The sequence below is a fragment of the Zeaxanthinibacter sp. PT1 genome, assembly GCF_028464225.1.
Classification (GTDB): Bacteria; Bacteroidota; Bacteroidia; order Flavobacteriales; family Flavobacteriaceae; genus Zeaxanthinibacter.
This window is the reverse complement of sequence record NZ_JAQPCN010000001.1, coordinates 66,374-78,775: the sequence shown is the minus strand read 5'-3', so window position 1 is coordinate 78,775 and position 12,402 is coordinate 66,374. Positions and strand designations below refer to the sequence as shown.

14 protein-coding genes are annotated in these 12,402 nt (G+C 46.8%); 10 read left to right on the top strand and 4 right to left on the bottom strand.

The window, feature by feature from the left end:
- Positions 1-30: 30 nt before the first annotated feature.
- Positions 31-471, bottom strand: a complete 441-nt coding sequence (locus tag PP178_RS00365; RefSeq protein ID WP_272592324.1) for a hypothetical protein — start codon at positions 469-471, stop codon at positions 31-33.
- Between the two features lie 97 nt (positions 472-568).
- Between PP178_RS00365 and rsgA the strand changes: the two genes are divergently transcribed.
- From rsgA to PP178_RS00330, 7 genes are all read left to right on the top strand, one after another.
- Positions 569-1,519, top strand: coding sequence for a ribosome small subunit-dependent GTPase A (rsgA, locus tag PP178_RS00360; RefSeq protein WP_272592323.1), 951 nt, complete (start codon positions 569-571; stop codon positions 1,517-1,519).
- The gene (dtd, locus tag PP178_RS00355) at positions 1,516-1,968 is read left to right on the top strand and encodes a D-aminoacyl-tRNA deacylase (protein ID WP_272592322.1); all 453 of its coding nucleotides are present in this window, start codon (positions 1,516-1,518) and stop codon (positions 1,966-1,968) included. Before rsgA ends, dtd begins: the two co-directional genes overlap by 4 nt.
- On the top strand, positions 1,968-2,294 hold the full coding sequence (locus tag PP178_RS00350; RefSeq protein WP_272592321.1) for a nucleotide pyrophosphohydrolase: 327 nt from the start codon (positions 1,968-1,970) through the stop codon (positions 2,292-2,294). Before dtd ends, PP178_RS00350 begins: the two co-directional genes overlap by 1 nt.
- Positions 2,295-2,376: 82 nt before the next feature.
- On the top strand, positions 2,377-3,606 hold the full coding sequence (locus PP178_RS00345; RefSeq protein ID WP_272592320.1) for a 3-phosphoshikimate 1-carboxyvinyltransferase: 1,230 nt from the start codon (positions 2,377-2,379) through the stop codon (positions 3,604-3,606).
- Positions 3,607-3,808: 202 nt separating this feature from the next.
- Positions 3,809-4,861, top strand: a complete 1,053-nt coding sequence (gene queA / locus PP178_RS00340; protein ID WP_272592319.1) for a tRNA preQ1(34) S-adenosylmethionine ribosyltransferase-isomerase QueA — start codon at positions 3,809-3,811, stop codon at positions 4,859-4,861.
- Between the two features lie 58 nt (positions 4,862-4,919).
- Positions 4,920-5,966 (top strand): 23S rRNA (adenine(2503)-C(2))-methyltransferase RlmN, encoded by a 1,047-nt coding sequence (gene rlmN, locus PP178_RS00335; protein WP_272592318.1) that lies wholly within the window; start codon positions 4,920-4,922, stop codon positions 5,964-5,966.
- Positions 5,967-6,030: 64 nt separating this feature from the next.
- A complete protein-coding gene (locus PP178_RS00330; protein ID WP_272592317.1) occupies positions 6,031-7,008 on the top strand; it encodes a polyprenyl synthetase family protein in 978 nt (325 codons plus the stop codon).
- A gap of 11 nt (positions 7,009-7,019) precedes the next feature.
- On the opposite strand, the gene PP178_RS00325 is transcribed toward PP178_RS00330, so the two are convergent.
- On the bottom strand, positions 7,020-7,259 hold the full coding sequence (locus PP178_RS00325; RefSeq protein ID WP_272592316.1) for a zinc-ribbon domain-containing protein: 240 nt from the start codon (positions 7,257-7,259) through the stop codon (positions 7,020-7,022).
- Between the two features lie 124 nt (positions 7,260-7,383).
- On the opposite strand from PP178_RS00325, the gene dnaG reads away from it, so the two are divergent.
- Positions 7,384-9,357 carry a DNA primase gene (dnaG, locus tag PP178_RS00320; RefSeq protein ID WP_272592315.1) on the top strand — a complete coding sequence of 658 codons (1,974 nt, stop codon included), beginning with the start codon at positions 7,384-7,386 and terminating at the stop codon, positions 9,355-9,357.
- A gap of 63 nt (positions 9,358-9,420) precedes the next feature.
- Here the strand turns inward: dnaG and PP178_RS00315 are convergent, their stop codons facing one another.
- Complete coding sequence (locus tag PP178_RS00315) at positions 9,421-10,050, bottom strand: response regulator (RefSeq protein WP_272592314.1); 630 nt, start codon at positions 10,048-10,050, stop codon at positions 9,421-9,423.
- 165 nt (positions 10,051-10,215) lie between these two features.
- Positions 10,216-11,004: an NAD(+) synthase gene (nadE, locus tag PP178_RS00310; RefSeq protein ID WP_272592313.1), complete on the bottom strand. Its 789-nt coding sequence runs from the start codon at positions 11,002-11,004 to the stop codon at positions 10,216-10,218.
- 93 nt (positions 11,005-11,097) lie between these two features.
- On the opposite strand from nadE, the gene gldB reads away from it, so the two are divergent.
- Both gldB and gldC read left to right on the top strand, forming a co-directional pair.
- Positions 11,098-12,063: a gliding motility lipoprotein GldB gene (gene gldB / locus PP178_RS00305; RefSeq protein WP_443089650.1), complete on the top strand. Its 966-nt coding sequence runs from the start codon at positions 11,098-11,100 to the stop codon at positions 12,061-12,063.
- Positions 12,064-12,066: 3 nt separating this feature from the next.
- The gene (gldC, locus tag PP178_RS00300; RefSeq protein ID WP_272592311.1) at positions 12,067-12,402 is read left to right on the top strand and encodes a gliding motility protein GldC; all 336 of its coding nucleotides are present in this window, start codon (positions 12,067-12,069) and stop codon (positions 12,400-12,402) included.

Here is a 12,402-nt window from a genome sequence, read left to right as displayed (position 1 = left end):
TAAAATGCCGGGGAAGGGGATCCATTTGGATTACTTTTTAAAGATGTAGCGGGTGATGAATATTCCCTGCCCATCATCTTTACCCGCGTCGCTTTCCACGGCACTGCTCACGAAGGCCAGCTCCCATCCATCAGCAACCATGCTGTTGATCATGGAGCTCAGCATAGCATCATTGGCAGCGATGTTCTGGAAACGGATGCCACCGATATTGAAGAAGTTCAGCAACTTGGTTTCTTCAAAGTTCCGCACCCGGATCTCGTCGCGGTCAGATTTGTTCCGGCTGTTGTCTTCTTCGGTTTGTACGCTGGTAAACTCTTTGTAGTCTTTCTCTTCCTGGGCATTGATGATCCGTGACCGGCCCAGCCCGTTAGGTACGATAGATTCTACACTGGTAATGACCTTATACTGTTGGGCCATGGCTTCCAGCCCTGCCAACAAGAAAAGGCAACTGAATAACATTAATTTTTTCATTTCCTTGTTTAATTATAAGTGAATTGGCTTATTTACAGTCAAATATACATCTTAGTTTAATGCTAAAATTGTTTCTTTGCAGAGAAATAAAAGGGACATGAAAGGGACCGTTTACAAGTCGACCGGCAGTTGGTACTCCGTCAAAACCAAAGAGGGAGAAACCTATGATTGCCGAATCAAAGGAAAGTTCCGGCTACAGGGGATAAAGAGTACCAATCCCGTAGCCGTCGGAGACGAAGTCAGCTTTATCCTTGAGGATGCCGGGGATGAAACATTTGGGGTGATCACAGAGATTGCAGAGCGTAAGAATTACATCATCCGCAAGTCCGTGAACCTGTCCAAGCAGACCCATATTATCGCGGCCAACCTGGACCAGGTATTCCTGATCGTTACCCTGAATAACCCCAAGACCTATACCAATTTTATAGATCGTTTCCTGGCCACCTCGGAAGCCTATGATGTTCCCGCTGTTCTCCTCTTTAATAAAGTTGATGTCTACGAAGCAGAAGAATTGGGTGAGATCAAATACCTGGCGGCTCTCTACCGGGATATCGGCTATACCTGTATCGGCATTTCGGCGAAGACAGGCAAAAATGTGGATAAGGTACGCGAGATGATGAAGGGGAAGACCAGTATGTTCGCAGGGCATTCAGGGGTTGGGAAATCCACACTGATCAATTATATCGCTCCGGACCTGTCGCTTAAAACGGCTAAAATATCAGCCCAGCACATGCAGGGGCAACACACCACTACATTTGCGGAGATGTTTGACCTGGAAGACGATATCCGTATCATCGATACACCCGGAATCAAAGGTTTTGGACTGGTGGATATGGAGCGGGAAGAAATTGGGGATTACTTCCCGGAATTTTTCGAATTAAAGGAACACTGCAAGTTTAATAATTGCCTTCACCTGGATGAACCACAGTGCGCTGTAAAAGATGCTCTTGAAAATGACGAGCTGGCCTGGAGCCGCTACAAGAGTTACGTGGCCATGGTCACCGGGGAAGAGGACACTCACCGGCAGGATAATTACCAAGGGGTATGAGGGCAGTAGTGCAGCGCGTTTCACATGCCGGGGTGACCATAGAAGGCGAGCAGGTCTCAGCTATCGGGAAAGGTTTGTTGATCCTGCTAGGGGTAGAAGACCAGGATAATGCCGAGGACATCAGCTGGCTCTCGCGGAAAATTGCCAACCTCAGGATCTTTAATGATGAGGAAGGGGTAATGAACAATTCCTTGCTGGACGAGGGGGGTGATGCTATTGTCGTCAGCCAGTTTACCTTACACGCATCGACAAAAAAAGGCAACCGGCCCTCTTACATCAAAGCGGCTAAGCCGGATAAAGCTGTACCTATGTACGAGCAATTTGTACGGCAGCTAGAAGTTGATCTCGGCAAAAAAGTGGGTACGGGAAGCTTCGGCGCGGATATGAAAGTTGAACTACTCAACGATGGTCCGGTTACGATAATTATAGATACAAAAAATAAAGAATAATGAATATTCAAGGCGCTCAACTAGCGGTAGATAAATGGATTCAGGAACACGGCGTTCGTTATTTTAACGAACTTACCAATATGGCCCAGCTTACCGAAGAGGTAGGGGAGGTGGCCAGGATCATTGCCCGACGTTATGGCGAACAGAGTGAAAAACCCTCTGATAAGGAGAAAGACCTGGGTGAAGAACTGGCCGATGTACTCTTCGTAGTGCTTTGCCTGGCCAACCAGACCGGGATAGACCTGCAGCAGGCCTTTGATAAAAAACTGGACCTGAAAACCAAGCGCGACCACGATCGCCACCAGAATAACGAAAAACTTAAATAGTAAATTCGATTCGCCACTTTCCAATCCGAGAAGTGGCTTTATCAGTTTGTTGTAACCGCATTATAATTTTAAATACCACGTTTTGAATATAGCCCTGACCGGACCCTCAAGCTCCCTCCTCAAAGCCCAGGTAAATATTACCGGTTCTAAAAGTGAATCTAATCGGCTGCTGCTGCTACGTGCTTTATTTCCGGGGCTGCAGATCGCAAACCTCTCCAATTCTGCTGATACCCAGGTGATGCAGGAAGGCCTGCTCCAGGAATTCGGAACGGTAGATATCCATCACGCCGGGACCGCCATGCGTTTCCTGACGGCTTATTTTGCTTCGCAGCCGGGGAAGGAAGTTTTACTTACCGGGTCCCAACGGATGACCGAAAGACCGATAAAAGTCCTGGTGGATGCACTGCGTTCCTTAGGGGCAGAGATCAGCTACGCGGAACAGGAAGGATATCCGCCTTTGCGCATTAAAGGAAAGAAGTTGCAGGAAAAGGCAACCAGTTTACCGGCCAATATCAGCAGCCAGTATATTTCTGCACTTTTGCTGATCGCTCCTTCCTTAGAGCATGGGCTGGAATTAGAGCTGGAAGGCAAGATCACCTCTGTTCCCTATATCCGGATGACCCTTTCGCTCTTAAAGCAGTTGGGAATCCCTAATAGCTTTGAGGGATCCTTAATCACCATCGGCGCATTGGATAAGATCACCCCCAAAAAACTAGTGGTAGAATCCGATTGGAGCTCTGCTTCTTATTTCTACAGCATTGCTGCCTTGGCAGCACCCGGTAGCACACTGGTCCTTTCTTCTTACCAGGAGAAGAGCTTGCAGGGCGACAGTGTCCTGAGGGAGATCTATAAGGATTTTGGAGTGGAGACCCGCTTTGAAGGACATTCTATCCGTTTAATGAAGACAGAGCACAAAACACCCGACTTCCTGGAATACGACCTGGCCAATGCCCCGGATATCGCCCAGACTATAGCCGTGAGCTGTTTTGGCCTGGGAGTGGGCTGCAGGCTGACGGGCTTGCATACACTGAAAATCAAAGAAACCGACAGGCTGCTAGCCCTGCAGAATGAACTCGGGAAACTAGGAGCAGATGTAGAAGTGACCGAGGATAGCCTGACGCTAAAACCTGCAACCGGGATCCAGGAAGACGTCAGTATTGCCACCTATAACGACCATCGTATGGCTATGGCCTTTGCTCCATTGGCCTTAAAGACCAGGATCCGGATTGCAGAGGCGGGAGTGGTAGAGAAGTCGTACCCGGATTACTGGAGTGATTTGCAGGCATTAGGATTCGGTCTCCGGGAGTTATGATTCAGATTTAAATGGCTATTTACTTGACAACCCCTGTTCCCGGGTCGTATATTTGCAGCCGCTGTAATCAATATCAAAAATTGTATAGGAAATTTTAAGGCTTCAGCATGTCGGCCTCCACTCCGGGGATTAAATCAGTTCACGGGGTCGGGCGCATTTTGCCATTTGAATAGTTTCCATAACCCTATTTCAGAAAACATCTATGAAATTATCACATTTTAACTTCGAGTTGCCTAAAGAATTACTGGCGGAATATCCATCAGAGAACAGGGATGAATCCAAACTGATGGTAGTGCATCGAAAAAGCGGGAAAATTGAGCACAAGATGTTCAAAGACCTGATCGATTATTTTGACGAGGGTGATGTAATGGTGCTGAACAACACCAAGGTGTTTCCTGCCAGGTTATATGGAAATAAGGAAAAGACAGGAGCGCGGATCGAGGTATTCCTATTGCGTGAACTGAACGAAGAGCAAAGATTATGGGATGTGCTGGTAGACCCTGCAAGGAAGATCCGTATTGGTAACAAACTGTACTTCGGGGAAGACGAAAGCCTTGTGGCCGAGGTGATCGACAATACGACTTCAAGAGGTAGAACCCTGCGTTTCCTCTATGACGGATCGTATACCGATTTCAGGAGGAAGCTGAGGGAACTTGGTGAAACACCGCTGCCTAAGTACATTAAGCGAGAAGTAGAACCGGAAGACGAGAGTCGTTACCAGACCATATACGCTAAATACGAAGGAGCCGTAGCGGCACCTACTGCCGGCCTACATTTCTCAAAGCACCTCTTAAAACGTCTTGAGATCAAGGGGATAGATTTTGCAGAACTGACCCTTCATGTCGGGTTGGGTACCTTTAACCCAGTTGAGGTAGAAGACCTGTCTAAGCACAAAATGGATAGCGAGGAACTGGTGATCGATGAGAAAGCTACGGAGATCGTCAATAATGCCAAAAATCAGAAACGCCGAATCTGTGCAGTAGGAACAACAGCCATGAGAGGCCTGGAAAGTGCAGTTTCTTCGGAACATATGCTGAACACTTTCGAAGGATGGACTAACAAGTTTATATTCCCTCCTTATGAATTCAGTATTGCCAACGCTATGGTAACTAACTTCCATTTGCCTAAATCTACCTTGTTAATGATGGTATCTGCCTTTATGGGGCACGACCTGATGAAACGGGCGTATAAAGAGGCGATACTGGAAGGGTACCGATTCTATTCCTACGGGGATGCTATGCTGATCATCGATTAAGGACAATTGGGGGATTACCCCCTGAACAGGCCTTCCCTGGTCTATAAAAGCCAATGAAGTGGATACACATGTAAAGAAAGACATACGGGCGCTGACAAGGGATCAGTTAAGGACCTTCTTTAAGGAGCAGGGAGACCATGCTTACAGGGGAGACCAGGTTTACGAGTGGCTTTGGCAGAAATCTGCACATTCTTTCGAGGCGATGACTAATATCTCCAAGGAAACGCGAGAGATGTTGTCGGCAAATTTTGTCATCAACCACATCAAGGTAGACAAGATGCAGCGGAGCAATGACGGGACTATTAAAAATGCTATCCGGCTGCATGATGACTTGGTTGTAGAATCAGTGCTTATTCCTACAAGCAGCAGGACCACCGCATGTGTTTCCAGCCAGGTGGGTTGTAGCCTGGACTGCAGGTTCTGTGCAACGGCCAAGCTGAAGCGGATGCGGAACCTGAACCCGGACGAGATCTATGACCAGGTAGTGGCTATCGATAATGAAAGCCGGTTGTATTTTGATCGCCCACTCAGCAATATCGTCTTTATGGGCATGGGAGAGCCCCTGATGAACTACAACAATGTTCTGAAGGCCATAGATAAGATTACTTCTCCCGAAGGTCTTGGCATGTCTCCCAAGCGAATTACCGTTTCTACCTCGGGGGTGCCAAAGATGATCAAGAAACTGGCTGATGAAGAGGTGAAGTTTAAGCTGGCGGTTTCACTCCATTCTGCCATAGACAGTATCCGTACCAGTATTATGCCCTTTAATTCGACTTTCCCATTAGCCGACCTGAGGGAGTCGCTGGAGTACTGGTACACTAAGACCAAGAGCAGGATCACTTACGAATATGTCGTCTGGGAAGGTATCAACGACCGGCAGGAAGATGCAGATGCCCTGGTGGCATTCTGCAAGTTTGCACCTTCTAAGGTGAACCTGATCGAATACAACCCGATAGAAGACGGTGAGGATTTCAGGCAGGCATCCAATGCCGCCATAGATCGTTATGTGCATACGCTGGAACGCAATGGTATTACTGTCACCGTCAGGCGTTCCCGGGGAAAGGATATCGATGCAGCATGCGGCCAATTGGCCAATAAATCCTAAGCACTTCTGCTATGGCCGGAACCTTTTTATTTTTACCTACTTTTGAGTTCATAAATCAAGTCTTTTGAACGTCGTAGCACAAATCAAAGAGCCGGTAAACCAGGAAATGGAACTTTTTGAAAAGAAGTTCTATGATTCCATGTCTTCTAAAGTTGCCCTGCTAAACCGGATCACCTATTACATCGTGAATCGCAAGGGCAAACAGATGCGGCCCATGTTCGTTTTTCTTACCGCCAAACTGGTCAATAATGGGAATGTCAATGAGCGTACCTACAGGGGAGCCTCGGTCATAGAACTGATCCATACGGCATCACTGGTGCATGATGATGTGGTGGACGATTCTAATAAACGCAGGGGTTTCTTTTCTATCAATGCCCTCTGGAAGAACAAGATCGCTGTATTGGTCGGGGATTACCTGCTTTCTAAAGGAATGTTGCTTTCTGTGGATCACGATGATTTTGACCTTCTGAAGATTATCTCGGTGGCCATCCGGGAGATCAGTGAAGGCGAATTGCTGCAGATAGAAAAAGCACGGAGGCTGGATATCACGGAAGAGATCTATTACGAGATCATACGGCAGAAGACAGCTACCCTGATCGCAGCCTGCTGCAGCCTGGGAGCCTGTTCGGTTCAGCCGGGAACGGAACACGTAGAGACATTTCGAAAATTCGGTGAGCTCTGCGGGATGGCATTCCAGATCAAAGATGACCTTTTTGATTACGGGGAGGAAAAGATTGGGAAACCAACCGGCATAGATATCAAGGAACAGAAAATGACCCTGCCCCTGATCTATGTACTCAATACTTGTGATGACCAGCAAAGGAAGTGGCTGATCAATTCGGTTAAAAACCACAATAAGGATAAGAAAAGGGTCAAGGAAGTGATCGCATTCGTAAAAGCGAACGGTGGGCTGGCCTATGCTGAAAAGAAAATGTATCGCTTTAAGGAAGAAGCCTTGGAATTGCTGGCTCAATACCCGGCATCCCCCTATAAATCTGCTTTGGAACTTATGGTGAATTACGTGGTAGACCGGAAGAAATAAAGGTAGAGCATTCAGGGGATCGCCCTTCGCATCTCTTCGGTAAAATCCTCCTTAAAATAACCCCGCTTGCAATGCGTACATTCTATCACCCTGCTGGTATAGACCGGGAAGATCTTGATCCAGAAGAGGTGAAAATAGTGCGGAGTACAATATAATTCAAGGGTTCCCGCGTTGCCGCAATGCGGGCATGGGGTGCCATGAAGGTGCGTGGTTTCACTTTTACCGGGACGCATTCCGAAGAATAAGATCATAAACCTACTTAATTAAGCGATCAGCACAAATTTAATACTTAGTCGGCAGAATATTATTCGTTCACAGGAAAGCTGGCTTTAAAGGCAGTTTTCATATTTTTACCAAAGCCTTAAAATTCGAATTTTGATTTCTAAAACCACCATTGATAATGTATATGAAACCGCCCGGGTCGAGGAGGTGATTGGTGATTTTGTCAACCTTAAGAAATCAGGATCCAATTACAAGGGGTTAAGCCCCTTTACCGATGAGCGTACCCCGAGTTTCATGGTCTCCCCGGTAAAACAGATCTGGAAAGATTTTAGTAGCGGTAAGGGAGGAAACGTGGTGGCTTTCCTGATGGAGCACGAGCATTTTACTTACCCGGAGGCTATCCGTTACCTCGCTAATAAATACGGGATAGAGATTGAGGAAACCGAGCAGACCGACGAACAAAAGGAACAAGCAGACGAGAGGGAAAGTATGTTCCTGGTTACCACCTATGCCCAGCAGTATTTTGAAAAAGTGCTGTGGAAGACCGAAACAGGTAAGGCCATCGGGCTTAGTTATTTTAAAGAACGGGGGTTTACAGAGGATACTATCAGGAAGTTCGGACTGGGCTACAGCCCGGACCAGTGGGAGGCTTTTACCAAGGAGGCATTGGGTGATGGCTATAAACTTGAGTACCTGGAAAAGACAGGCCTTACTATTGTGAAGGATGGCGGATCGGGTGAAAAGAAGACCTATGACCGGTTTAAGGGCAGGGTGATGTTTCCCATTCATTCCATGAGCGGACGTGTGCTCGGGTTCGGGGGCCGGATCCTGGGGAATGATAAGAAAGCCGCTAAATACCTGAATTCTCCCGAGAGCGATATCTATCACAAGAGCAAAGTGCTGTACGGGATCAATTTTGCTAAACAGGCCATAGCCAAAGAAGATAATTGCTACCTGGTAGAAGGGTATACCGATGTGATACAGATGTACCAGAGCGGGATAGAGAACGTGGTTTCCTCCAGCGGAACTGCACTGACCCCGGAGCAGATACGATTGGTGAACAGGCTTACCAGGAATATAACCGTACTTTTTGATGGGGATGCAGCAGGGCAGAGGGCTTCACTGAGGGGAATAGACCTGATCCTGGAGCAAGGGATGAACGTAAAGGTGGTCACCTTCCCGGATGGGGAAGATCCGGATAGTTTTGCACGCAGGCATACAGAAGATGAACTGCAGCAGTACCTGAAATCTGAAGCTAAGGATTTTATACAATTCAAGACCTCGCTGCTGGCTAAAGAAGCAGCAAATGATCCCATTAAAAGGGCAGACACGGTGAGGGAGATCGTGCAGAGTATTTCCAGGATCCCGGACCGCATACAGCGCGAGATCTATATACAGGAATGCGCTGCTATGATGAACATATCTGAGGCGGTGTTGTTCAATACCCTGGCCCAGATGGGTAAAAAACAGGGGATGGATGCTGCCAAAAAGACCAAGGAAGAGCAGAAATCCTTCGAGGTGGTCAGGGATGATCCCCCGGCAGCCAAAGTGGATGTGCAATACGAGCTGGAACGAAAGATCATTGAAGTACTGCTGTTATACGGAAAGCAACAGCAGGAGTTTGAAGATCTTGTACTGAAAGAAAATGATGAAGGCGAACTGGTACTAGAACCGGAGCAATTCAAAGCCAGGGTGTTTGAGAAAATTTACCTGGACTTGCAGGACGATGAAATAGAACTCGCGCATGAGCAGTTCAAAAAAATCTATACCAGGATAATTGCCGAAATGAACGAGAACGACGATTTTTCCCTGCAGGTTTTCCTGAATTCATTAGACCAGGAGCTCAGTGCGGAGATTTCGTCCATATTGATGGAAGAAGAGAAATACACCCTTCACGATTGGGAACGGAAAGATATCTACCCCAAAGAAAAGGATAGTGGAGTGGCACAATTGGTGAGTGAAACCATTCTTACCCTGCGCTGTTACCTGATCAAAAAAAGAATAGCGGCATTACAGAAAAATACGGAAGCTGTAGAGCAGGATCACCGCGAGATCCTGGAAGAGATCATCAATTATCTGCAACTTACGAAGTTATTGAACAAGAAATTGAACCGGGTGATCGCCTGAAGGCCTGCCCGGAAAATAAAAAACCCGGTCATTGACCGGGTTTCCTGTTTTGGTATGTTTGGTTTAGTATAGTTCTAATGCCTTTGCCTGTTGCAGCAGGTCTACCATATTATCTACATTCAGCTTCTTCATTAAGCGCGCCTTGTAGGTACTCACGGTTTTTTCATTGAGGTTCAGTCCCTGTGCGACTTCCTTGTTCCGCTTGCCGCTTGCAAGGAGTTTAAGGACTTCCACTTCCCGGGTAGATAGTTTCCTGAAGAACCTCCTTGGCTTCTGCGTCCCTTCATCAAATGCAAGCCTCTGAGCCAGCTCGTTCGTGATGAACATGCTCCCGGAACTTACCCTTCTTACCGCTTTGGTGAGATATTCCAGTTCTGCTGTTTTAGAGAGGTAGCCATAGGCCCCTGCCCTGATGGTGCTTAAAGCGTAGACATCTTCAGACTGGCCACTGTAGATCAGGACTTTCACGTCCGGGTGATCCTGTTTCATTTTACGAAGTGTGGCAATACCATTAATTTCAGGAATATCCATTTCAAGGATAACGACGTCGGGGGACAGTTCATCTAATTTTTCAAAAAGTTCGGTGGTTGTGGCAGCGTCATCGATAACCCTGATGTCGGAGGCAGCGCCTAAAATTTGCCTGATCCCCATACGTACAATTGGATGATTGTCAGCAACTAATACGTTGATCATGTTTGGTGTGTTTGCAAAATTTAACTTCTCGTCTATTTATATTTAGAAATACACGATTTGGCGTTAAATTCCCTAGTTTCTTCAGTAAAATTGTATTTTTTTTCCCAAACCCCTCCAATTTCAGGTGGTTTATTCGTTTTAAACACTTGATTCTTAGGTGAGCGGTCATTTTAGCTCATCCGGAATCTTACAAATAGGGATGGGAACCATCTTATGCCTGTTAGCCGAATGAAACCTGTTAAATATAAGAAAAACTTCCTTTTCCCTGCCCGAAAAATCCGATGAATTTTTCCCTTCGCCCTTCATTCTCATGGCCCATTCCAGTTCCGGGTAGCTTGCCCCGATCTGGTCTTCATCGGTTCTGTCGTCTCCCCAGAGTCCGTCAGTAGGTGCCGCTGTCATGATAGATTCTATAATTCCAAGTTCTTCCCCAAGGGCGTATACTTCGGTTTTAAGCAGGTCAGCAATAGGACTGAGGTCTACCCCTCCATCACCATATTTGGTAAAGAACCCGATGCCAAAATCCTCCACTTTGTTACCGGTTCCGGCGACCAGGTATTTTTCCAGGGCGGCAAAATAATATAAGGTGGTCATTCTCAGTCGTGCCCGGGTATTGGCCAATGACATAAAACGCTCTTCTTCATTCTCTACATCTGGCAGTGCATCGATCAGGTTGTCAAAGACCGGGGTGAGCTCTACTTTTAGTCGCCGAACATTTGGAAAATGCCTCTGCAGCCAATTGATATGGTCATCTGCCCGGGTCACCTGGTTCTCTCCCTGGTGGATGGGCATTTCTACGCATAAGAGGTCTAAGCCGGTGCGCGCACAAAGCGTTGAGGTGACCGCAGAATCTATACCGCCGGAAACCCCTATGACAAATCCTTGCATTCCGGCCTGCTCAGCATAAGATTTAAGCCAGCCCGTAATGTGTTCAGCAACTTTTTTGGTTTGCATTCAGATAGGTATTACAGTGAAAACAATTAACTTTACCCTCGTAAAAATAAAGCCTGGAGGCTGAATATTAAAACTTAATATAGAATACTTTAGATGTACAGAGCCTTATTTCCACTTCTTGCTTTAATGATAATTATACATAGTTGTAAGAGCGAAAAGAAACAAGTGAAAGAAGAAGTGCAGGAGCTGCCTCTTACATTGGTAGTACATCGCTTTGACCAGGAGTTTGCTTCTGCCGGTCCTGATCAACTGCCACAGCTAAAGTCTGATTACCCATACCTCTTCCCCGCTCAATACACCGATTCGGTCTGGGTGGCTAAAATGAAAGATACGCTGCAGCGCGAATTGCTTACTGAGGTGGAGCTGGAATTCCATGACTTTTCTGCCCAGGAGGACGAACTCGAATTGTTTTTTAAGCATGCACACTATTATTTCCCCGAATATGAGGTGCCGGAGGTAATAACGGTCACTTCTGACGTAGATTATTCTAACCGGGTCATCCTGGCGGATAGTCTTTTATTGATAGGGCTGGATAATTACCTGGGGGCAGAGCATCGTTTTTATAGCGGTATTGATCAGTACATCGCCAAAGGTCTCGATAAGAAATACCTGGTCAGTGATGTAGCGGGGGCCTTCGCCAAACGCGTGGTACCACGGCCCCGGAACAGGTCTTTCCTGTCCAGGATGATCTATTACGGAAAAGAATTATATCTGAAGGATGTATTGCTTCCCCTGGAGTCCGATGAGGTGAAGATCGGGTACAGTACGGAAGAATTGGCGTGGGCCAGGGCAAACGAGGAGCAGATCTGGAGGTATTTTATAGAACGGGAGCTTCTGTACAGTACGGAGCCAAAGCTAGGGCCGCGTTTCCTGGATCCGGCACCCTTCTCCAAGTTCCGCCTGGAATTGGATAATGAATCCCCTGGTCGCCTTGGAAGGTACGTGGGCTGGCAGATCGTGCGGGCCTTTATGGAAAAACAGGAACTGGATCTCAGGGCTATGTTAGCGCTCCCCGGAGAACAGATATTTAGAGAATCAAAATACAAACCAAAAAAATAAAACATGGGAAAGTTACACACCTCTGAAATCACATTAAAAGTGGGGCTGGATGAGAACAGGGTTCCGGAAACCCTAACCTGGTCTGCTGAAGATGGAGGTATAACTAATGAAGAGGCTAAAGCAATGTTGTTGTCTGTGTGGGATAGCAAGAACCAGGAGTCCCTTAAAATAGATCTTTGGACCAAGGATATGCCTGTAGACGAGATGAAGGTGTTCTTCCACCAGACCCTGGTCTCCTTATCTGATACTTTTATGAAAGCCACCCAGGACGAGAAAATGACCGCGACTATGAAGGACTTCTGTGATTACTTTGCCGAGAAATTGGAATTGAAGAAGTAA

What these genes read in the sequence shown, in the direction of transcription:
- PP178_RS00365 (WP_272592324.1), bottom strand. Translation starts at nt 471, where the DNA reads ATGAAAAAATTAATGTTATTCAGTTGCCTTTTCTTGTTGGCAGGGCTG.
- rsgA (WP_272592323.1), top strand. Translation starts at nt 569, where the DNA reads ATGAAAGGGACCGTTTACAAGTCGACCGGCAGTTGGTACTCCGTCAAA.
- dtd (WP_272592322.1), top strand. Translation starts at nt 1,516, where the DNA reads ATGAGGGCAGTAGTGCAGCGCGTTTCACATGCCGGGGTGACCATAGAA.
- PP178_RS00350 (WP_272592321.1), top strand. Translation starts at nt 1,968, where the DNA reads ATGAATATTCAAGGCGCTCAACTAGCGGTAGATAAATGGATTCAGGAA.
- queA (WP_272592319.1), top strand. Translation starts at nt 3,809, where the DNA reads ATGAAATTATCACATTTTAACTTCGAGTTGCCTAAAGAATTACTGGCG.
- PP178_RS00325 (WP_272592316.1), bottom strand. Translation starts at nt 7,259, where the DNA reads ATGATCTTATTCTTCGGAATGCGTCCCGGTAAAAGTGAAACCACGCAC.
- PP178_RS00315 (WP_272592314.1), bottom strand. Translation starts at nt 10,050, where the DNA reads ATGATCAACGTATTAGTTGCTGACAATCATCCAATTGTACGTATGGGG.
- nadE (WP_272592313.1), bottom strand. Translation starts at nt 11,004, where the DNA reads ATGCAAACCAAAAAAGTTGCTGAACACATTACGGGCTGGCTTAAATCT.
- gldB (WP_443089650.1), top strand. Translation starts at nt 11,098, where the DNA reads ATGTACAGAGCCTTATTTCCACTTCTTGCTTTAATGATAATTATACAT.
- gldC (WP_272592311.1), top strand. Translation starts at nt 12,067, where the DNA reads ATGGGAAAGTTACACACCTCTGAAATCACATTAAAAGTGGGGCTGGAT.